Origin of the sequence: Nocardioides plantarum (genome assembly GCF_006346395.1) — a bacterium.
GTDB lineage: Bacteria > Actinomycetota > Actinomycetes > Propionibacteriales > Nocardioidaceae > Nocardioides > Nocardioides plantarum.
The window spans coordinates 57,100-76,226 of the sequence record NZ_VDMS01000003.1 but is presented as its reverse complement, the minus strand read 5'-3'; the positions used below and the strand labels follow the sequence as shown (position 1 = coordinate 76,226).

The following is a 19,127-nucleotide window of genomic DNA, read 5'->3' as shown; positions in this document are numbered from 1 at the left end:
CACAAAAGTCGGGTCAGGACCTCTTCAGCCCGGACTTGACCAGGGTCGCGTGGAGCCGCACCGACAGCGCGGCGATCTCGTTGACGGCGGTGTCGGCGCGGGCTCGGGCACCCGCGTCGCGGCCCCCGCGCAGCGGCGCGACGACCTGCTCGACGAGCCCGACCTCGCGGTCGGCGGCGGCGCGGAAGGCGCGCAGGTGGCGCGGTTCGAGACCGAAGTCGGCGAGCTCACGGGCGGTCTGGGCGATGACGAGGGCGTCGGTGTCGTAGTGGCCGGTGCCGAGCCGGGGCACGATGAGGCCGAACTGCTCGAGCTGGTCGAGCAGGGCGCTGTCGATGTCGGCGATCTTGAGCAGCTCGCGCCGCGAGAGCCGCAGCTGGTCGCGTCGGGCGAACGACTCGGCCGAGGGGGTGCCGTCGCCCGCCAGCGCGACCTGCGGGACGACCGGGACCACCGGCTCGATCGGCGGCGGCTCGAGCCCGCGGTCGATGGCGTCGAGGTGCTCGGCGATGACCTTGAGCGGCAGGTAGTGGTCGCGCTGCATCGTGAGCGCATAGCGGAGCCGCGCGACGTCGGCGGGGCTGAACTTGCGGTAGCCCGAGGGGGTCCGCTCGGGGCTGATCAGCCCCTCCTCCTCCCAGTAGCGGATCTTGGGGATGGAGATCGCCGGGAAGTCGGCGCGCAGCAGGTCGAGGACCTGGCCGATGTTCATCCGGCCGGACTCATGACCGGAGTCGCGGCCGGGGTCCTGGTCGGACCGGTCCGCGGCACCGTCGCCGGCACCCGGGAGCGCACTGGGCACGGCAGCGGTCCTAGACGGGTTCGTGACCGGAGAAGAAGACCAGGCGGTACTTGCCGATCTGCACCTCGTCGGAGTCCTTGAGGTGGACGGTCTCGATGCGGTCGCGGTTGACGTAGGTGCCGTTGAGGCTGCCGGCGTCGCTCACGGTGAAGGTGTCGCCGTCACGCACGAAGACCGCGTGGCGGCGCGAGACGGTCACGTCGTCGAGGAAGATCTCGCTGTCGGGGTGGCGGCCGGCCTGCACCTCGTCGGCGTCGAGCAGGAACCTGCTCCCCGAGCCGGGGCCCTTCTGCACCACGAGCAGCGCATGCCCCGTGGGCAGCGCGTCGACGGCGGCGGCGTCGACCGGGTTGAGCGCCCGGTCGGACGTCTCGGACTTCTCCGCGCCGAGACCGATCTGGATGGTCGCGGTCGAGTCACCGGACGGGTCGGGCCGAGCGCCCGCGGCCGGCGGCGTCACGGTCAGGATCCTGGTGCCGCACTGGGCACAGAATCGGGCGTCGTCGGGATTCTGCTTGCCACAGTTGGTGCAGAACGGCATTGCGTGGTTCCCCTCCGGTTCGACCCTGTCCTCAACCCTCACCACGTGGGTGAGGTTGACGGTTCACCGAACCTACCAGTTGACGTCGAGCGCTCATCGGGCTTCGGCGCAGCCGAGACCCGACTCAGCCGTCGAGCGTCGCGACGTAGGCGTCGGGGGCGAGCAGGGCGTCGACGTCGGCCGGTGTGACCGGCACGATCTCGAAGAGCCAGCCGCCGCCGTAGGGGTCGTTGTTGACCAGCTCGGGGGTGGCGTCGAGCGCCTCGTTGCGGGCCACGACCTCGCCGGTGAGCGGGGCGTAGACGTCGCTGACGGACTTGGTCGACTCGAGCTCGCCGCAGGTGCTGCCGGCCTCGACGGTGTCGCCGATCTCGGGCAGCGACACGTAGACGATGTCGCCGAGCGCGTCCTGGGCGTAGTCGGTGATGCCGATGCGCACGGCCCCCTCGTGCTCGCCGGGGCTGCGCACCCACTCGTGCTCGACGGTGTACTTCAGGTCCTCGGGGTACACGGGTCTCCTCCGTCGGTGCTGTGCGGGTGCGTGCGGGTGCGTGCGGGTGCGATGTCGTGCGGCGAGCAGGCTATCGGGTCCGGGGTGTCGACCTCACGGGTCGGGCTCGGCCTCGTCGGGGTCGGCCGCACGGCGGGTGGTGTCGATGTCGAGGGAGGTGAGCTCGTCGACGCTCAGGGTGCCGCCGTCGAGCCGCACCTGGCGGGCCGGGCCGAGCGAGAAGACCAACGCCCCGGCCAGGGTGCTGGCGTCGCCGATGGCGTCGACGACGTACGGCGACTCGACCAGCCGCCCGTCGATGAGCAGGCCGCCGGTGCCCTGCTCGAAGGACGTCGACGCGATCAGCCGTACCTTGCCGTTGACCTGGATCGCCTCGGCGCCGACCGAGCGCAGCTCCTGGATGACGTCGAGGAAGGTCGACACCTTGACCACCCCGGTCTCCTCGGTGATGGTGACGCGCACGCCGGGCCCGGTGACGGGCACCAGCCCGGCCAGCACGTTGAGGCTGTCGACCTCGCGCTGGGTGCGCTCGAGGGCGGCCTCGCGGCGCGTCGACTCCGAGAGCAGGTCCTCGCGCTCGCTGCGCAGCCGGTCGATCTCGGCCTGGGTGCGCTGGGTCGTGCCGGCCAGGCCGTTGAGGGCGTCGATGAGGTCCTGCTGACGCAGCCCGGAGTAGGTCGAGTCCTCCTCGGTGGTGCGGATCTGCGTGACCGCGGCGAACCCGACGAGCGCAAGCAGGACGGCGACGATCGTCTGGCTGCGCGAGGGGCGGGTCATCGCCCGGGCCAGGCGCGAGCGCCCCGAGCCCGGCTCGTGGACGTCCGCGCCGACCTCGCCGCCGGCAACCTCGCCGTCGGGCACCTGGTCAGGCATGGAACAGGTGCCGTCGGATCGCGGCGACGTTGGAGAAGATCCGGATGCCGAGGACGACGATGACGCCGGTCGACAGCTGGCCGCCGACGCCGAGGCGGTCGCCGAGGTAGACGATGCCGGCCGCGATCACCACGTTGCTGAGGAACGAGACGACGAAGACCTTGTCGTCGAATATGCCGTCGAGGTAGGCGCGCAGGCCACCGAAGACCGCGTCGAGGGCGGCGACGACGGCGATCGGGAGGTAGGGCTCGAAGCCGAGCGGCACGTCGGGCCGGAAGAACAGCCCGAGCGCGACCCCGACGAGCAGGCCGAGTGCGGCGATCACTGCGTGGTCCCTCCCCTCTGGTAGGTCTGGTCGTCGGCGGTCTTCTCGCGCGCCGAGCGGAGCACCTGCCGCGACGCGGGCGCCGCCGGCAGGCGCAGGTCGTCGACATTGTCCACGTCGTAGGTGAACCCGTAGGAGGCGGCGTTGGAGGCGAACACCTGGCCGGTGGTGCTGTCGGCGAAGCGGGCGGCCAGGGTGCGGGTGTCGCCGATGGCCTCCACGACGTACGGCGGGGCCACACCGACGAAGTTGACGGCGATCGCGACCCCGCTGGTGCGGATCGCGGTGGTCGACGACATCCGCTGGCCGTTGACGGCCACTGCCTCTGCGCCGGCCTCGAACAGGCCGTTGACCAGCAGCCGCAGGTCGAGGTCCTTGACCTCCTGGGCGTCGTCGGCGTCGGGCGCCTGGGTGACGGTCACCCGCACCCCCTCGCCGCGGACCGCGATGAAGCCGGTGCCGACCTGCAGGCGCCGCTCGGTGAGCGCCAGGGCCTGCTGCTGGTCGGTGAGCCGGCGTACGCCGCGCTCGAGCTGGGCGACCCGGGTGCGGTAGGCCGCGACCCGCTTCTCCAGCAACGCACGCTGGTCGCTGGCCGACTCGATCCGGTCGATGAGGGTGGCCCGGCTGGCCGAGTCGACGTCGGCGTTGCGGTTGGTCTGCACGAACGCCGTGGCCGCGAGGACCCCGAAGACCATCACGACGACCGTCGCCACCCGGAGCTGGCGCCCCCGCGGTGGGAGCGGTGCGCCGGCGGTCCGGCGGTCGGCGGCGTGCTGGTAGTCCTCGTCGAGCGACTGCTGGGTGATGAGGGTCAGCAGGGGCATCCGCACCCGGTCGGGCACGGGTGCGGCCGCGGTCACGGTCGGGGTCGGCGTACGCCGGTCGCGTCCGGCGCGGTGCTCGTGCTGGTCCATGTCAGCCGTCGCGGGCCGCGTTGCGGGTACGGGCGCGGCCCCGGTCTCGGGCGGGTCGTCGCTCGGTCGTGGCCAGCAGGCGGCGCACCTGCCAGGCGTAGAGCAACCCGGCCCACCAGTAGAGCCCGATGCCCCAGATCGCGAACGCCCAGCCGAAGACCTCGGCCAGGGTCGCCACGGTGCCGTCGCCATCGCCGAGGAGCAGCAGCGGGAACGCGTAGAGCAGGTTGAACGTGGCGGCCTTGCCGAGGAAGTGCACCGGCAGCGCGCTGAAGCCACGGGTGCGCAGCAGCGGCACCAGTCCCCACATCAGCAGGTCGCGCAGCGGCAGCGAGATGGCCATCCACCACGGGATGATGTCGCGCATCGCCAGGCCGACCACCACGGCCAGGATGTAGAGCCGGTCGGCGACGGGGTCGAGGATCTGCCCGACCACCGACTGCTGGTCGAGCTTGCGGGCCAGCCAGCCGTCGAGGAAGTCGGTGACGCCCGAGACCATCAGCACCGCGAGCGCCCAGACGTCCTCCTCGGGCCCGAGGATCAGCCAGAGGAAGAGCGGGACGCCGAGCAGGCGCAGCGCGCTCAGGGCGTTGGGCACGGTCCAGACGAGGGGCTGCGGGCCCCGAGCACCGGGGGCACCCCGGGTCCCGTCCGCAGTCTCGCTCACAAGGACGCAGCCTAGGCGGTGAGCGGGGTGGGCCCGGCACCGCCGAGCCGGTGGCCCACCCGGGGACTCAGCCGGGGACCCAGCCGGTGACCCAGCCGGTGACTCAGCCGGTGACTCCGGAGGGCGAGTCCTCGAGGTGGGCTGCGTCGCGGATCTCGCCGACGAGCTCCTCGATGACGTCCTCGAGGGTCGCGACGCCGAGCGTGGCGCCGGTGGCGTCGACGACGCGGGCCATGTGGGAGCCGCGGCGCTGCAGGACCTCGAGCGCCTCGTGCAGCGGCGAGGTGTGGGTCACCGTGGCGAACGGCCGGACCCACTTGTCGTCGATGGGCCGGGCGCGGCGCTCGGCGTCGGGCTCGAGGACGTCCTTGATGTGCAGGTAGCCCAGGAGCTCGCCGTCCTCAGCCGAGACCGGGAAGCGGCTGAAGCCGGTGCTCGCGCACAGCGCCTCGACGTCGGCCGGGGTCGAGCCGCGCTGCACCGTGATCAGGCCGCCGGAGGGCAGGCAGACCAGCTCGACGGACTTCTCGGTGAAGCCGAGCGCGCCCGCGAGCCGGTCGTACTCGTCGGCCTCGATCAGGCCCTCCCCGCGCGACTCCTCCACCAGGGCGGCGACCTCGGCGCGGGTGTAGGTCGAGCTGACCTCGTCGCGCGGCTCGACCCGGATCAGGCGCAGGGTGGCGTTGGCGATGGCGTTGAGGGCGCTGATGATCGGACGCAGGGGGGCCGCCACGGCGACCAGCAGCGGTCCGAGCACCAGCGCGGCCCGCTCGGGCCCGGCGAGGGCGATGTTCTTGGGGACCATCTCGCCGAGCACGACGTGCAGGAACACCACGACGGTGAGGGCCAGGACGAACGCCACCGGGTGGACGAAGCCCTCCGGGACGCCGAGGTCCTCGAAGAGCGGCTCGATCAGGTGGGCGAGGGCAGGCTCACCGACGGCGCCGAGGCCGACGGAGCAGATGGTGATGCCGAGCTGGGCGGCCGCCATCATCACCGAGACGTTCTCCATGGCGTGCAGCGTCGTGCGCGCCATGCGGGACCCGGCCTGGGCGCGCGGCTCGATCTGGCTGCGGCGCGCGGAGATCAGCGCGAACTCCGCGCCGACGAAGAACGCGTTGAACGCCAGGAGGAAGACCGCGACGACGAGCGCGGCGGTGTCGCTCACGACTCGCTCCCCTCGGGCGTCGCCGGAGCCGAGTCGAGCTCGGTGCCAGCCTCGGGGCCGGCCTCGGGGTCCGGCTCGGGGTCGGGCCCGTGGAGCAGCAGCGAGAGCCGGTCGATGCGCAGCCCGTCCATGTGCTCGACGGTGAGCACGGCGAGGCGGCGGCGCGGGGCGTCAGGGTCGGACCGGTCGGGCACCTCGACCTCGGCGATGTCGCCGACGACGGGGATCTTGCCGAGCACCTGGAGCACGAGGCCGGCGACGGTGTCGTAGTCCTCGCTCTCGGGCAGCTCGACCCCGGTGACGTCCTCGACCTCGTCGGGTCGCAGCAGCCCGGACAGCGACCAGCTGCCGTCGCGACGCTGGCGGGCGCGGGCGCCGAGGCGGTCGTGCTCGTCGGCGATGTCGCCGACGATCTCCTCGATGACGTCCTCGAGGGTCACGATGCCGGCGTGGCCGCCGTACTCGTCGAGGACCACGGCCATCTGGAACCCGTCGGCGCGGAGCAGGGCCAGCAGGGGGTCCAGGCGCAGGGAGTCGGGGACCACGATCGGCTTGGCCATCAGGTGCTTGACCTTGGTGGTCGCGCGCTCGTGCATCGGCAGTGCCACGGCGTTCTTGACGTGGACGGTGCCGACGACCGTGTCGTCGTCGTCGAGGACCGGGAAGCGCGAGTGGCCCGTGTGCCTGGTCAGGTCGATGACGGCGCTGGCCCGGTCGTTGACCTCGAGGCTGCGGGTGCGCACCCGCGGCGTCATGATCTCGCCGGCGGTGCGGGTGCCGAACTCGACCGAGCGCTCCATGAGCTCGGCGGTGTCGGCGTCGAGGGTGCCCTCGTCGGCCGAGCGCTGGATCAGCGAGGCGAGCTCGTTGGAGCTGCGGGCCGAGCGCAGCTCCTCCTGCGGCTCGATGCCCAGCCGCCGCACGATCGCGTTGGCCGAGCCGTTGAGCACCTTGATCGGGCCACGCATGAAGGCGGTGAAGAAGCGCATCGGGAGCTGGGTGGCGCGGGCGGTGGCCATCGGCAGGGCGATCGCGAGGTTCTTGGGCACCAGCTCGCCGAACAGCATGGTGAGCACGGTGCTGACCGTGAAGCCGAAGACCAGGGAGGTGGGGGCGACTCCCCCGTCGGGCATCCCGAGCGCCTCGAGCGGTCCGCGGACCAGCTCGGAGATCGCCGGCTCGGCCAGGTAGCCGATGCCGAGGTTGGTCACCGTGATGCCGACCTGGGCGCCGGAGAGCTGGGTCGACAGCGAGCGCAGGGCCGTCTGCACACCGCCGGCGGCGACGTCGCCGTCGGCCGCAGCGCGCTCGACCTGGCCCCGGTCGACCGTGACGAGCGCGAACTCGGCGGCCACGAAGACGCCGCACAGGACGATCAGGGCCAGCGCGACCGCCAGCAGGATCCAGGGGGTCATCGCGCGGCCTCGGGACCAGCGGGAGGGCGGGCAGGGGGGTTCGTACTTTGAGAGCCGTCCATCGGGCGGTTCTGGGCCTCCGGGTCGTCGAGTCAGGAACCTTCAGCGTAGGGCATGGGCGACCACCCGCCGAGGTGCCGAGGGGATGACCGGCTCAGCGCCCGCCGCCGAAGGAGTCGCTCACCTGACGCTCGTCGAGCACGCGGTACGGCGCCGCCGAGGTCGTCGCACTGCGCCGCAGCGCCGCCAGCGGCGGGTCCGCTCCGGCCACCAGGAGCAGGTTGCCCGGGCGGCGCGCCCGCAGCGTGGCCGGCTCGGCGCTCAGCACCACCGGCCCGATCGCGGCGCGCAGCCGGGCCACGGCGTCGCGGGCGCGCGGGAACGGCGCACGGTCGGCGAGGTTGAGCAGCACCAGGCCGCCGGGGGCCAGGGCCCGGGCCAGGTCGGCCAGGAACGGGGCGCCGAGCAGCTCCTCGGGCACCTCCCCGTCCTGGTAGGCGTCGATCACCACGAGGTGGGCGTGCCCGTCGCGCAGGGCGGCCACGCCGGTGACACCGTCGACCGGCCGGACCTTGATGCCGCTGGCCCGCGGGAGCGGGAGCCGCTCACGCACGAGCGCGGTGAGCTCCTCGTCGGGCTCCATCACGACCTGACCGGTCCCGGGGCGGGTCGCAGCGACGTACCGGGCGAGCGTGAGGCCAGCGCCCCCGACGTGCACGACCCGGGTCGCCTCCGGCGCCAGCACGTCGACCACGTCGCCCATCCGGCGCACGTAGTCGAAGACCAGTCGGGTCGGGTCGTCGAGGTCGACGTAGGACTGGTCCCGCCCGTCGACGCGCACCAGGAACCCGCCGGCGTGCTCGGTGGGCACCACCTCACGCACGACCTCACGCACGACGTCCGTCACCGGCGCCACGGTAGGCGTCCGACGGCGACGACCGGGCAGCGGCTGCCCTGGCGTCGAACTAGAACGTGTTATAGAAACGTTCCATGACCCTGAGCAACGACGACGTCGCCGCACGCGTCCACCGCTACCTGGAGACCGTCGCGAACGGCACCGCGGACGACGTCACGGCCCTCTACGCGCCGGAGGCGACGGTCGAGGACCCGGTGGGCTCCGACCCGCTGCAGGGCCTCGAGGCGATCCGGGCCTTCTACGCCACGTTCGAGTCCCTGCCCAAGACCACCGAGCTGGTGACGGTGCGTGCGGTGGCCGGGCAGGCGGCGTTCCACTTCAGGATCGTCGTCGACCTCGGCGGCGGCGCCACCTCGACGATGGAGCCGCTGGAGGTCATGACCTTCGACGACGACGGGCTGATCACGTCGATGCGCGCGTTCTGGGCCGAGAGCGACCTGGTGATGGCCTGAGCGGCCACGGCGCGAGCACCCGCGCCCCGTCCGGGGCCGGTCCTGGCACGATGACGCCATGACGGCCTACTGGATCAGCACCTACGTCGAGGTCACCGACGACGCCAAGCTCCAGGCCTACGCCGCCCTGGCACTTCCGGCCCTGACCGGCGCCGGCGGGACGTTCCTGGCCCGCTCGCTGCCCTCGGCGGTGTTCGAGGCCGGCCAGGAGACCCGCACGGTGCTCATCGAGTTCCCCTCGGTCGAGGCGGCCGTGGCGGCGCACGACAGCGCGGCCTACCAGGAGGCCCTGGCCGCCCTCGGCGACGGGGCGGTGCGCGACATCCGGATCGTCGACGCCGCCGGGTGAGCGTGCTCGACACCCGCCGCGACGGCGCGGTCTCCCTCCTCGAGCTGCGCCGGCCCGACCGCCGCAACGCCCTCGACCTCGAGCTCTGCCGCGCGATCACCGCCGCAGCCCGGGCCGAGGTCGCTGCCGGCGCCCGGGTGCTGGTCGTGACCGGCGACGGTACGTCGTTCTGCTCCGGCGCCGACCTGACCGGGGTCTACGGCGAGGAGTTCCTGCACGCGCTCTACGGCATGCTCCACGGCCCCGACGGCCTGACCGGGCTGCCGGTGCCGGTCATCGCCGCCGTCAACGGCCCTGCCATCGGAGCCGGCACCCAGCTCGCGCTGGCCTGCGACCTGCGGGTGGCCGACGAGACCGCGCGGTTCGCCGTCCCGACCCCGCGCAACGGCATGGCCGTCGACGCGTGGACGATCCGGCGGCTCGCCGACGTCGCCGGCGGGGGCGTCGCACGACGGCTGATGATCGCCGCGGAGACGATCGACCGGTCCGCCGCGCTCGCCTGCGGCCTGGCCGACCGGGCCGGCACCCTCGACGACGCACTCGGGTGGGCGCACGAGATCGCAGCGCTGGCGCCGCTGTCGCTCGCCCACAACAAGGCCGTGCTCAACGGTGCCGACGACGCTGCCGCCGAGGCGTCGTTCGCGGCGTGCTGGGCCAGCGACGACGTGCGCGAGGCGGCCGCAGCGCGGGTCGAGAAGCGGCCACCGGTGTTCACCGGCCGCTGAGCGCACCCTACGTCGGCTGAGGTGCGAGGAGCCCCGGCGACGAGCCTCGAAGCCACCGCAGCGTCCCGCAGACCGGGCCCGTGGCTTCGAGGCTCGCTTCGCTCGCACCTCAGCCGACGGGTGGACCTGATGCTGGACAACGTGCGCCGTCGCGGAGGAAGGTGACGGGGTCAACCAACGTTGCAGCCGTCTCGGGCTCTGGTCGGAAGGTCTCCAGTGGGTTCCTCTGTCTCTCGACGTCATTTCCTGCTCACCACGGGGGTCGGTGCCGGCGTGCTGGCCACGGCCGGCCCGCTCGCCGGACCCGTGCAGGCGCTCGTCTCCCCTGCCGTCCGGGTCGACACGCACCCCGTGTTCGCCAAGGCCGGACAGGCCTACGGCGTGCCACCGGCCCTGCTCGCGGCCCTGAGCCACGCGCAGACCCGGTGGGCCGACCAGGACGGCCGGCCCAGCTCGTCGCTGGGCTACGGCCCGATGCACCTGGTCGACGGGACCGCCGCGGCGCAGGCCCGCGGCCGCGCCGGCAAGGACGACGTCTCCCCCGTGCTCGACACGCTCCACGAGGCGGCCGCCGCCTCCGGGCTCGGCGTCGACGTCGTACGACGTGACCCCGACGCCAACGTGCGCGCGACCGCCGCCCTGCTGGCGGCCCGCCAGCGCGAGGCCGGCCGCCCGGTCGGGGTCGACACCGACCCCGCGCAGTGGTTCGCGACGGTGGCCGCGACCAGCGGCCTGGTGACCGCCGCGACCCAGCTCGAGCTCGCTGACACCGTGCTGGCGACGGTCCGCGACGGTGGCCGGGTCGAGCTCGCCGACGGCTCGAGGCTGGTGCTCCCGGCGCGCACGGTGGGTGCCCCTGACGGCCAGCGCACCGCGCTGCGCTCGCGGGCCACCGAGGCCCGCCGCCAGCGCGGCCACCACGACGACGTCGAGGCTCCGCGCGGGCTCGACGTCGAGTGGATCCCGGCGCCCTACGAGCAGTACGGCCCCGGTCCGGGTGACTACGGCAACCACGACCTCGCCGACCGGCCCCGCGCGCCCAAGATCACCCACCTCGTCATCCACGACACCGAGGGCTACTGGGACACCGTGCTCGACCTGGTGACCGACCCCACCTATGTCTCGTGGCAGTACTCCCTGCGGTCCGACGACGGCCACATCGCCCAGCACGCCAAGGCGAAGGACGTCTGCTGGCATGCCGGCAACTGGTACCTCAACATGCACTCGATCGGCCTCGAGCACGAGGGCTTCGCAGCCGAGGGAGCGCCGTGGTTCTCCGAGGCGATGTACCGCACGTCGGCCCGGCTGGTGCGCTACCTGGCCCGCAAGCACTCGATCCCGCTCGACCGGGCCCACGTCATCGGGCACGACCAGGTGCCCGGCACGACGACGCCGACGATCCCGGGGATGCACTGGGACCCGGGCCCGTTCTGGGACTGGGAGCACTACTTCGACCTGCTCGGCGCGCCGCTGCACCGCGGCACGTCCCACCGTCGCGCGCGGGTGGGTGACGTCGTACGGATCCTGCCGGGGTTCGCGGGCAACGTGCAGCCGGTCACCGGGTGCGAGACCGGCGGCGACGACTGCGGCGGGCTGCGCGACACCAACTTCGTGACCCTCCGCACCGCGCCCGACGCCGCGGCCCCGCTGGTCAACGACCCCGGCCTGCACCAGACCGGGCAGGCCGCCACGACCGAGGTCTCCGACATCAGCGCCCGCGCCACCGCCGGCACCGACTACGTCGTCGCCGGCGTCGAGGGCGACTGGACCGGCGTCTGGTTCCTCGGCACGATCGGCTGGTTCGTCAACCCGCGCCGCCGCCCCACCGCGCGCGTCGTGCAGCACCCCCTCGGCCGGGTGCGCGCCAAGGGCGCCGCGGCCAAGGTCTACGGCCGCGCCTACCCCGAGGCCTCGGCGTACGCCGACCCGGCCGACGTGCAGGCGGTCTCGCCTTTGCTCTACACGCTGCCCGCCGGTCAGCTCTACGCCGTGGGCGACCTGGCGCCGGTGACGGACTACTACAAGGCCAAGACCTACTCGCTCGACACCCCGGGTGACCACGTCGACATCGTGGGTTGCGACCGCTACGTCCAGATCAACCTCGGGCACCGCATCGCCTTCGTGCGGCGCGAGGAGGTCGACGTCCTGCGCTGAGGCGGCTCTCCGTACGGTGGACCCATGAGGGAGCAGGCGGTGCGCGTGATGCTGCGCGTGCTCCGCCGGTACGCCGTCTGCGTGGTGGTCGCCGGGGTCATCGGCCTTCCCCTGTCGCTGTCGTGGGCCGTCACCCACACCGAGGTCGACGAGAAGATCGGCACCTCGCCGACGACGTTCACCCTGTCCACCCAGGGGCACAGCGAGGTCCGCCTCGGCATCGCCGGCACCGTCTACGTCCCCTCCTCGCGGGGTCCCCTGGGCGTCGTCGCCACGATCGACGGGCCCGGCGACCCGGGCGCCGGCAACGGCGACCTCGCCAACTACGTGCGCCCGGAGATGCTCGAGCTCTACACCGGCCTGTTCCACGACCCCGAGGACGCCGTCGCCGAGTACGTCGACCTGGTGACCGCCGAGCTGCGCCACCAGCTCGTGGTGTCGGTCCTGGTGGTGGCGCTGGTCGGCGGCCTCGGCCTGCTCGCGCTGTCCGAGCTGCTCCCGCTGCGCAGCCTGCGCGCCAGCCGTCGCGACGCGCTGCGCGTGGTGGTCGCGGGCGTGCTCGCGCTCGGGATGACGGGAGGTCTGGCTGTCGTCCAGCTGCGCGGCTCCGAGGGCGGCCGCGGACCCACCGAGGGCACCTACGCGCTCACGGCGCTCGACGGGAGCCTCGCCGAGGGGGCCACCACCGACAGCCCCGTCGTCCGTGCCCTGCTGAGCGGTGCGGTGGAGAAGGCGCAGAAGCTCGTGTCGCGCCAGGACGCCGCCGAGCGGGCCTACCGCGAGGTCGCCCTGTCCGACCTGGAGCAGCAGTCCGGGCTGATGGAGGGGCCGCGCGACGGCGAGCGGGCCGTGATGATGCAGTCCGACATGCACTGCAGCGCCACCATGATCCGACTGCAGCGTCAGGTGTTCGCGCAGCTGAGCGAGGCCGACAAGGCGCCGTCGCTGCTCGCGATCGCCGGTGACCTCACCACCAACGGCACCGCCGCCGAGGGCACCTGCATCGCCGACGAGGCCTCGATCTCCGGCGACGCACCGGTCGCGGCCATCGGCGGCAACCACGAGTCCTCGGTGAGCGAGGAGCAGATGGCCGACGCCGGGATGAAGGTGCTCGACGGGCAGACCGAGGAGGTCGGCGGCGTCCGCGTGCTCGGTGACAGCGACCCGTCGCGCACCGAGCTCTTCGGCGGGAGCAGCCTGCGCGGCGACGAGGGCCAGGACGGCCAGGGCCGTCGCCTGCGCGAGGTCGCCTCCGAGGAGGACCGGCCCGACCTGGTGCTGGTCCACGAGGCCTACGCCGCCCAGGCCTTCCTCGACATCGAGTCCGTCGACTCGCTCGTCCAGTCCCCCACGACGTCGCCCACCGTGCCACCCGCCGACCCCGACGACGACGGGGTGGGCGACGTACCCGCCGGGGCCGTGTTCTACGGCCACTGGCACCGGTCGATCGAGCCCCGTGTCCTCTGGAACTCCGACGGCACCTGGACCCTGCTCATGGAGCTCGACACGACCGGCGGCGCCATCGACACCCCGACCATCAACAACTTCTCCACGCCGTGGTCGCGACCGCAGCAGGAGGCGTCGTTCCCGGTGGTCTTCCTCGACGACGACACCCGGCTGGTCACCGGCTACCAGCTCTACCGCTTCGCCACCGACGGCACGGTCACCGTCGAGCCGCGCGTCGACGTGGGCGGCGTGCCGGGCGAGGCCGCCGCGGCGCCGCAGGACTGACCGCGCCCTAGGTCGGCAACCAGGACACGTGCCCGGCGAGGGCCGCGTAGCCGACGAACGCGCCGACGTCGAGCAGCGTGTGGGTCACCACGAGCGGGGTGACCCGGCCCCAGCGGCGGTAGAGCCAGCCGAAGAGCAGGCCCATCGCGAGGTTGCCGAAGAACCCGCCGAGGCCCTGGTAGAGGTGGTAGCTGCCGCGCAGGAACGCGGCGAGCACGATGGCCTTGAGGTCGGTGAAGCCGAGCTGACGCAGGCGCACGATCACGTAGCCGAGGACGATGAACTCCTCGAGCACGGCGTTCTTGACCGCCTGGAGCACGAGCACCGGGATGTTCCACCACGGCGAGGTGTCGAGGCCGGAGGCCTCCACGGTGAGGTTGAGGTCGAGGGCGTTCATCACCAGGTAGAACGCCAGGCCGAGCGCCCCGACACCCGCCGCGAGACCGGCGCCGCGCAGCAGGTCTCCCCACCCGGCGTCGCGGAACCACACCTCGCGCAGCCGGACGCCGGAGCGGACGAGCAGGTAGCCGACCAGGGCCACCGGCACCATCGTGAAGGCGATGTTGAGCAGCTGGTAGGTCAGCTCGAACCAGGGCCGCTCGGGCGCGAAGGACCCGTTGAGGGTCGTCGTCTGCGCCGACAGCCCGCCCGGCTGGGTCGCGGACTCGAGCAGGTCGACCGCGGAGTAGATGCCGCTGCGTCCCAGGGTGAGGAGCAGCACGATGGCCAGCTCGATGCCCAGGAGCCGGCGGGCGTGCGGGGTCAGCACCTCCGCCTGCGGCTCACCGGCGGCGTACGTCGTCATGCGCCCATCATGCTGCGTGGGCCAAGGTCGGCCGGCGAGGGCGCCGGGCGGCGCCGGCTACCCGAGGCTCGTCACCGGGGCGAGGCTCTGGGTGTCGCTGTCGCCACCCTGCCTGCTGCCGATCAGCAGGAAGATCGCGCCGACCACGAGGACGAGCACGATGACGGCGGCGACGATGAGACGGCGGTCCATGCCCCCACTCTCGGGCCGCGGACCCGGGCGTGCCGCACCCCAAGGGAGGGCGAGCGTCCGCCGGCCGAGCGCGAGGCTGGTGACATGCCGGTCTACCGGGCCCCGATGCGGTCACGCCGCGACGACGTCGACCCGACCCTGGCGACCGTCCGGGCCCTGCGGCTCGGGGTCGTGGGCATCGGGGGTCACCTGGCCGTCGCGCCCGGCAGCCTCGCGGAGGCTCTCGCCGCGACGTACGACGAGCACGGCGAGCGCGCTGCCGCCCGGCTGCGCCGCTTCGCCGAGGTGGGGGCCGGCGCGCAGGTGTGGACCCGTGACGACGACGGGCTGTTCCGCGTCGGCGTCCTCACCGGCGGCTGGCGCTACGACGTCGACGACGAGGCGTGGGCCGCGGACCTGGTGCACGTGCGCGACTGCGCGTGGTCCGCGCCGGCCGACGTCGTGCCGGCGGCGGTGCTGGCGACCTTCGCCCGGGGCGGACGCAACTTCCAGCAGGTGCGGGCCCTGCCCTGATCGGGAGACCCGCCCTACCAGCCGTTGGTCTCGCGCACGGCTGCGGCGACCTGCTCGAAGCGGGCCCGGTCGAGGGCGGCGCCCTCCCGGCGTACGGCGGAGGGCGCGAGTCGCAGCACCCGGTCGAGCCGCACCTCGCTGGGCCGGCCCTGGCGGTCCCAGGCGCCGGTGCCGACGTCGAGCCAGACGGGTCCGCCCGGACGGCCACGACGCGGGTCACCGGTGTGGTCCTTGCTGGTGAGCATCAGCCCGAGCAGGTCCTCACCCGCACGGGCCAGCACCAGCACGGGTCGGTCCTTGCCCCGACTGGGGTCCTCCTCGTAGGGCACCCACGCCCAGACGACCTCTCCGGGGTCGGCGTCGCCGTCGGCGCGCGGGGAGTACTCGATGCGGGCGCGGCCCTCGAAGTCGCCGCGGTACGCAGCCTGGGACGTCACGCCGGTGGCTGCACGACGACGACGCAGGCGCCCCGCCCATCGTCGGATCCGCCCGGTCGCCATGCACACCAACCTAGTGGTGGAGCATCCGGCGCATGACCAGCCGGGGCATCCTGCTGGCCACGGCGTCGGTCATCCCGACGACCTCGAAGCCGGCCTTCTCGAACATGGCACGGGTGCCGACGAAGGCCATGGTCAGGTCCATCCGCTGCTCCCCCGGGTCGACCGGGTAGGCCTCGACCGCCGGTGCGCCCCGCTCGGCGGCGTACGCGACGGCGCCCTCGACGAGCGGGGTGGTGTGGCCCCGCCTGCGGTGGCCGCTGCGGACGACGACGCAGATGATGCTCCACACGTCGAGGTCGTCGACCGGGCGGATCAGCCGGGACCGGACCAGCCGGCTGTTGTCCGCGCGCGGGCCGATGCTGCACCAGCCGACCGGCACGCCCTCGTCGTCGTAGCCGACCACGCCGGGCGGGTGCTCCCGCCCGCACAGGGCTCGCGCGGCGTCCTCGCGGGACTCGTGCTCCTCGATCTCGGCGGTGGTCAGCCGGTGCGACAGGCACCAGCAGTGGGTCGCCCGCCGGTTCGGGTTGACCACGTCGGCGAAGTCGTCGAACCGGTCGGGGGTGACCGGGTGGGTCGTGAGGGCCATCCGTGCAGTCTGCGACGGACTCAGGCCCTGGGCCAGAGCCGACGCGCCCGGCGGGTCAGGTCCGCGCGCAAGGCGGCGAGGTCGGCACCGACGAGGTGGCCGTCGCGGACGACGTGCTCACCGGCGACCAGGACGTGACGAGCCGAGCGGTCGGGCCCCAGCACGAGCCCGGCCAGGGGGTCCAGCACGTCGGCGATGTCGTCGCCCGGCCAGACCACGAGGTCGGCCTGGCGCCCGACCTCGAGGGCACCGAGGTCGTCGCGGCCCAGGCACGCCGCGCCGCCGGTGGTCGCCAGGGCGAGGGCGTCGGCCGGTCCGAGCGCCGTGGGCGACCGGTCGCGCTGCCGGGCGAGGTAGACGGCCTGGCGCAGCTCGGGCTGGAGTGCACCGACCTCGTTGGAGGCGACCCCGTCGACGCCGAGGCCGACCGGCGCACCTGCGGCGACCAGGTCGCGCACCCGGGCGATGCCGGCGCCGAGACGCGAGTTGGACGACGGGCAGTGCGCGACGCCGGTGCGGGTCGCGCCGAGGCGGGCCACCTCGGCGTCGGAGAAGTGGATGCCGTGGGCGACCCAGACGTCGGGGGCGATCCAGCCGAGCTCGTCGAGCAGCTCGAGGGGACGTCGTCCGAAGCGGGCCAGGCTGTCGTGCTCCTCGTCGAGGGTCTCGGCCAGGTGGGTGTGCAGCCGGAGTCCGAGGCGGCGCGCGAGAGCAGCGCTCTCGATCATCAGCTCGCGGCTCACCGAGAACGGGCTGCACGGTGCGACCGTGACGACCACGCGGTCGCCGTCGTGCAGTCGCGCGTGCACGGCCTCGGTGGAGGCCAGGATCGCGTCGAGGTCCTCGACGACGTGGTCGGGTGGCAGTCCGCCGTCGCTCTCGCCGAGGTCCATCGACCCGCGGGCCAGGTGCACCCGGATCCCGATCCGACCGGCCGCCGAGGCGATCGCGTCGAACACCGAGTCGTCACCGCCCGGCACCAGGTAGTGGTGGTCCGCAGCCGTCGTGCAGCCCGACAGGGCGAGCTCGGCCAGTCCCACCAGGGCGGCGGCCTCCACGTCCTCGGGCCGGATCCGTGCCCACACGGGATAGAGCGTCTGCAGCCAGCCGAAGAGCGTCGAGTCGACGGCCCACCCCCGGGTCAGCCACTGGTAGAGGTGGTGGTGGGTGTTGACCAACCCGGCGGTGACCAGGTCGCCGGTGCAGTCGACCACGGCGTCGCCGGCCTGGGCCGGGACGTCGCCGACCGCCACGATCACACCGTCGGCGAAAGCCACGTCGCCGGGCCAGCGAGCACCGCGCAGGACCGTGCGCCCCACGCTGGTCGAGGTGCGAGGAGCCCCGGCGACGAGCCTCGAGACCCCCACGGGCGACGTGCTCGACCTCCTCAGACGACCTTCACCCCGAAGCGTTGGAGCACGAGCCGCTCGGCCAGCTGGGCCACGGTGTAGAGCAGGATCGAGGCGACCGTGACGACGACGACCAGGGCCCAGAGCCGGTCGTACTGGTAGAGCGCGAGCGAGGTGTTGACGGCCTTGCCGACGCTGTCGGTGGTGGTGAAGTACTCGGCGATGAGGGCGCCGGTGATGGCGCCGGGCACCGAGATGCGCACCGCCGCGAAGATCGACGGCAGGGCGGTCGGGTAGGCCACCCGGCGCAGCACGTCGAGCGTCGAGCCGCCGTAGACGGTGACCACGTCGCGCATCTGCGGCGTGACCGACCTCAGCCCGAACGCGATCGTCACCAGCGCCGGGAACAGCACCACGATGCCGCTCATCACCGCCACGCACAGGAACCCGTTGCCGAAGATGAGGGTGATGATCGGCGCCAGGGCCACCAGCGGCACGGTGCGGACCAGCATCACGACCGGCATGCTGGCGGCCTCGACGCCCTTCGACAGCACCATCCCGGTGGCCAGCACGACGGCGACCGCCAGGCCGGCCGAGAAGCCGATGCCCGCGTCGATCAGGGTCTGCCACAGGGGGCCGAGCACGTCGGCCCGGTTCTCGGCGGCCTCGGGCTCGGTGAACAGGTAGGCCCAGACGTCGGCGGGGCGTCGTACGACGAGGTCGCTGACGTCGGAGAAGTCGAGCAGCACCACCCACAGAGCGACGACGACAGCCAGGACGAACGCCAGGTTGAGCACGGGGCGCCCGACCAGGCGCAGCGCCGTCACCGGGCCACGCCCTTCGACCACGGCGTGACGATCCGGCCGACGAGCCCGATCGCCAGGTAGGCGACACCGGCGACGATCGCGCAGGCGATGCCGAGGGACCAGGCCAGCGCGGTCTCCCGGTTGTTCTGGGCCAGGATGAGCGAGGGGCCGACGCCGACCTCGAGGTGGCGGTCGAAGTACTCGCCCAGCAGGGCGCCGAGGTAGGCCGCCGGTGCGGCGATCTGCAGGGTCGTGAACAGCGCGGGCAGGGCCGAGACCAGCCGGACGCGGAGGAACTGCTGGGGCTTTCCGCCGCCGTAGACCGACACCACGTCGAGGGCCGCGGGGTCGGCGGAGCGGAAGCCCAGGACGGCCCCGACGACGGTGGTGAAGAAGACCGAGATCGCGGCCAGGTCGACCGCGGTGGCCGAGTGGCCGCCCGGCTCGGGGAGGTCGTGGACGATGATGAGGATCGGGGCGAGGGCCACGACCGGGAGGCAGTAGGTCACGACCGCCAGCTGCATCACCACCGCCTCGAGCCGTGGCACCAGCAGCACGAGCGTGGCCAGCACGAGCGCAGCCCCCACCCCGACCACGTAGCCGCGCAAGGCCTCGCCGAGGGTGACGGAGAAGATCCGCTGGTAGTAGTCGAGACCGCGCTCACGGAATACCGCCAGCACGTCGGGCGGGGTCGGGACCTGGTTGTCGGCCAGCCAGGTGGCCGCCGAGACCCACCAGACCGTCAGGCTGATCACGGCGCCGAGCACGCCGAGCGCGATGCTCGTCTGCTGCTCACGCGTGATCGTCGGCGTACGCATCGCGATCTC

23 protein-coding genes are annotated in these 19,127 nt (G+C 73.2%); 6 read left to right on the top strand and 17 right to left on the bottom strand.

The annotated features are described in order from the left end of the window. Nucleotides 1–13: 13 nt before the first annotated feature. The 10 genes from ftsR to FJQ56_RS15730 form a co-directional block, all read right to left on the bottom strand. Nucleotides 14–802 carry a transcriptional regulator FtsR gene (ftsR, locus tag FJQ56_RS15775; protein ID WP_342776469.1) on the bottom strand — a complete coding sequence of 263 codons (789 nt, stop codon included), beginning with the start codon at nucleotides 800–802 and terminating at the stop codon, nucleotides 14–16. A gap of 10 nt (nucleotides 803–812) precedes the next feature. After that, nucleotides 813–1,343: an FHA domain-containing protein gene (locus tag FJQ56_RS15770; protein WP_140010548.1), complete on the bottom strand. Its 531-nt coding sequence runs from the start codon at nucleotides 1,341–1,343 to the stop codon at nucleotides 813–815. A gap of 124 nt (nucleotides 1,344–1,467) precedes the next feature. Beyond that, nucleotides 1,468–1,854 (bottom strand): glycine cleavage system protein GcvH, encoded by a 387-nt coding sequence (gene gcvH, locus FJQ56_RS15765; RefSeq protein ID WP_140010547.1) that lies wholly within the window; start codon nucleotides 1,852–1,854, stop codon nucleotides 1,468–1,470. A 93-nt stretch (nucleotides 1,855–1,947) separates the two neighbouring features. Then, on the bottom strand, nucleotides 1,948–2,727 hold the full coding sequence (locus FJQ56_RS15760; RefSeq protein ID WP_140010546.1) for a DUF881 domain-containing protein: 780 nt from the start codon (nucleotides 2,725–2,727) through the stop codon (nucleotides 1,948–1,950). Further along, nucleotides 2,720–3,052 carry a small basic family protein gene (locus FJQ56_RS15755; RefSeq protein ID WP_140010545.1) on the bottom strand — a complete coding sequence of 111 codons (333 nt, stop codon included), beginning with the start codon at nucleotides 3,050–3,052 and terminating at the stop codon, nucleotides 2,720–2,722. Before FJQ56_RS15755 ends, FJQ56_RS15760 begins: the two co-directional genes overlap by 8 nt. Next, nucleotides 3,049–3,969, bottom strand: coding sequence for a DUF881 domain-containing protein (locus FJQ56_RS15750; RefSeq protein WP_140010544.1), 921 nt, complete (start codon nucleotides 3,967–3,969; stop codon nucleotides 3,049–3,051). The genes FJQ56_RS15755 and FJQ56_RS15750 overlap by 4 nt, the downstream gene beginning before the upstream one ends. Nucleotide 3,970: 1 nt before the next feature. Then, nucleotides 3,971–4,636 carry a cardiolipin synthase ClsA gene (gene clsA / locus FJQ56_RS15745; RefSeq protein ID WP_140010543.1) on the bottom strand — a complete coding sequence of 222 codons (666 nt, stop codon included), beginning with the start codon at nucleotides 4,634–4,636 and terminating at the stop codon, nucleotides 3,971–3,973. A 103-nt stretch (nucleotides 4,637–4,739) separates the two neighbouring features. After that, the gene (locus FJQ56_RS15740; protein ID WP_140010542.1) at nucleotides 4,740–5,804 is read right to left on the bottom strand and encodes a hemolysin family protein; all 1,065 of its coding nucleotides are present in this window, start codon (nucleotides 5,802–5,804) and stop codon (nucleotides 4,740–4,742) included. After that, entirely contained in the window at nucleotides 5,801–7,219 is a 1,419-nt protein-coding gene (locus FJQ56_RS15735; protein WP_140010541.1) for a hemolysin family protein, read from the bottom strand. Before FJQ56_RS15735 ends, FJQ56_RS15740 begins: the two co-directional genes overlap by 4 nt. 154 nt (nucleotides 7,220–7,373) lie before the next feature. Further along, entirely contained in the window at nucleotides 7,374–8,126 is a 753-nt protein-coding gene (locus FJQ56_RS15730) for a spermidine synthase (protein WP_246084196.1), read from the bottom strand. Between the two features lie 83 nt (nucleotides 8,127–8,209). Here FJQ56_RS15730 and FJQ56_RS15725 point away from each other — a divergent pair, with 83 nt between their 5' ends. The 5 genes from FJQ56_RS15725 (at nucleotide 8,210) to FJQ56_RS15705 (ending at nucleotide 13,546) form a co-directional block, all read left to right on the top strand. Next, nucleotides 8,210–8,587 (top strand): nuclear transport factor 2 family protein, encoded by a 378-nt coding sequence (locus FJQ56_RS15725; RefSeq protein WP_140010540.1) that lies wholly within the window; start codon nucleotides 8,210–8,212, stop codon nucleotides 8,585–8,587. A gap of 58 nt (nucleotides 8,588–8,645) precedes the next feature. Next, on the top strand, nucleotides 8,646–8,936 hold the full coding sequence (locus FJQ56_RS15720) for a DUF1330 domain-containing protein (RefSeq protein ID WP_140010539.1): 291 nt from the start codon (nucleotides 8,646–8,648) through the stop codon (nucleotides 8,934–8,936). Beyond that, nucleotides 8,933–9,661 carry an enoyl-CoA hydratase gene (locus FJQ56_RS15715; protein ID WP_246084195.1) on the top strand — a complete coding sequence of 243 codons (729 nt, stop codon included), beginning with the start codon at nucleotides 8,933–8,935 and terminating at the stop codon, nucleotides 9,659–9,661. The genes FJQ56_RS15720 and FJQ56_RS15715 overlap by 4 nt, the downstream gene beginning before the upstream one ends. Before the next feature lie 216 nt (nucleotides 9,662–9,877). Continuing rightward, nucleotides 9,878–11,815: an N-acetylmuramoyl-L-alanine amidase gene (locus FJQ56_RS15710; RefSeq protein WP_140010538.1), complete on the top strand. Its 1,938-nt coding sequence runs from the start codon at nucleotides 9,878–9,880 to the stop codon at nucleotides 11,813–11,815. A gap of 24 nt (nucleotides 11,816–11,839) precedes the next feature. Next, entirely contained in the window at nucleotides 11,840–13,546 is a 1,707-nt protein-coding gene (locus FJQ56_RS15705; protein WP_140010537.1) for a metallophosphoesterase family protein, read from the top strand. Between the two features lie 7 nt (nucleotides 13,547–13,553). Here FJQ56_RS15705 and FJQ56_RS15700 read toward each other — a convergent pair whose 3' ends face one another. Next, entirely contained in the window at nucleotides 13,554–14,351 is a 798-nt protein-coding gene (locus FJQ56_RS15700; protein ID WP_140010536.1) for a CPBP family intramembrane glutamic endopeptidase, read from the bottom strand. 57 nt (nucleotides 14,352–14,408) lie between these two features. Further along, nucleotides 14,409–14,543: a hypothetical protein gene (locus FJQ56_RS22945; protein WP_281284687.1), complete on the bottom strand. Its 135-nt coding sequence runs from the start codon at nucleotides 14,541–14,543 to the stop codon at nucleotides 14,409–14,411. An 84-nt stretch (nucleotides 14,544–14,627) separates the two neighbouring features. On the opposite strand from FJQ56_RS22945, the gene FJQ56_RS15695 reads away from it, so the two are divergent. Then, nucleotides 14,628–15,056: a GAF domain-containing protein gene (locus tag FJQ56_RS15695; RefSeq protein ID WP_140010535.1), complete on the top strand. Its 429-nt coding sequence runs from the start codon at nucleotides 14,628–14,630 to the stop codon at nucleotides 15,054–15,056. 14 nt (nucleotides 15,057–15,070) lie between these two features. Here the strand turns inward: FJQ56_RS15695 and FJQ56_RS15690 are convergent, their stop codons facing one another. The 5 genes from FJQ56_RS15690 to FJQ56_RS15670 all read right to left on the bottom strand — a co-directional run bounded on the left by FJQ56_RS15690 (nucleotide 15,071) and on the right by FJQ56_RS15670 (nucleotide 19,118). Then, on the bottom strand, nucleotides 15,071–15,493 hold the full coding sequence (locus FJQ56_RS15690) for a type II toxin-antitoxin system PemK/MazF family toxin (RefSeq protein ID WP_246084194.1): 423 nt from the start codon (nucleotides 15,491–15,493) through the stop codon (nucleotides 15,071–15,073). Nucleotides 15,494–15,566: 73 nt separating this feature from the next. Beyond that, nucleotides 15,567–16,145 carry a GNAT family N-acetyltransferase gene (locus FJQ56_RS15685; RefSeq protein ID WP_140010533.1) on the bottom strand — a complete coding sequence of 193 codons (579 nt, stop codon included), beginning with the start codon at nucleotides 16,143–16,145 and terminating at the stop codon, nucleotides 15,567–15,569. Between the two features lie 20 nt (nucleotides 16,146–16,165). Beyond that, nucleotides 16,166–17,512, bottom strand: coding sequence for an 8-oxoguanine deaminase (locus FJQ56_RS15680; protein WP_246084193.1), 1,347 nt, complete (start codon nucleotides 17,510–17,512; stop codon nucleotides 16,166–16,168). A gap of 20 nt (nucleotides 17,513–17,532) precedes the next feature. Further along, a complete protein-coding gene (locus tag FJQ56_RS15675) occupies nucleotides 17,533–18,342 on the bottom strand; it encodes an ABC transporter permease (RefSeq protein ID WP_140010532.1) in 810 nt (269 codons plus the stop codon). Continuing rightward, nucleotides 18,318–19,118 (bottom strand): ABC transporter permease, encoded by an 801-nt coding sequence (locus FJQ56_RS15670; RefSeq protein WP_140010531.1) that lies wholly within the window; start codon nucleotides 19,116–19,118, stop codon nucleotides 18,318–18,320. Before FJQ56_RS15670 ends, FJQ56_RS15675 begins: the two co-directional genes overlap by 25 nt. Nucleotides 19,119–19,127: the final 9 nt, after the last annotated feature.

Coding starts and splice junctions, on each gene's coding strand:
- FJQ56_RS15685 (WP_140010533.1), bottom strand. CDS start 16,145: ATGGCCCTCACGACCCACCCGGTCACCCCCGACCGGTTCGACGACTTC.
- FJQ56_RS15750 (WP_140010544.1), bottom strand. CDS start 3,969: ATGGACCAGCACGAGCACCGCGCCGGACGCGACCGGCGTACGCCGACC.
- FJQ56_RS22945 (WP_281284687.1), bottom strand. CDS start 14,543: ATGGACCGCCGTCTCATCGTCGCCGCCGTCATCGTGCTCGTCCTCGTG.
- FJQ56_RS15725 (WP_140010540.1), top strand. CDS start 8,210: ATGACCCTGAGCAACGACGACGTCGCCGCACGCGTCCACCGCTACCTG.
- FJQ56_RS15705 (WP_140010537.1), top strand. CDS start 11,840: ATGAGGGAGCAGGCGGTGCGCGTGATGCTGCGCGTGCTCCGCCGGTAC.
- FJQ56_RS15760 (WP_140010546.1), bottom strand. CDS start 2,727: ATGCCTGACCAGGTGCCCGACGGCGAGGTTGCCGGCGGCGAGGTCGGC.
- FJQ56_RS15670 (WP_140010531.1), bottom strand. CDS start 19,118: ATGCGTACGCCGACGATCACGCGTGAGCAGCAGACGAGCATCGCGCTC.
- FJQ56_RS15735 (WP_140010541.1), bottom strand. CDS start 7,219: ATGACCCCCTGGATCCTGCTGGCGGTCGCGCTGGCCCTGATCGTCCTG.
- FJQ56_RS15700 (WP_140010536.1), bottom strand. CDS start 14,351: ATGACGACGTACGCCGCCGGTGAGCCGCAGGCGGAGGTGCTGACCCCG.
- FJQ56_RS15720 (WP_140010539.1), top strand. CDS start 8,646: ATGACGGCCTACTGGATCAGCACCTACGTCGAGGTCACCGACGACGCC.
- FJQ56_RS15770 (WP_140010548.1), bottom strand. CDS start 1,343: ATGCCGTTCTGCACCAACTGTGGCAAGCAGAATCCCGACGACGCCCGA.
- FJQ56_RS15695 (WP_140010535.1), top strand. CDS start 14,628: ATGCCGGTCTACCGGGCCCCGATGCGGTCACGCCGCGACGACGTCGAC.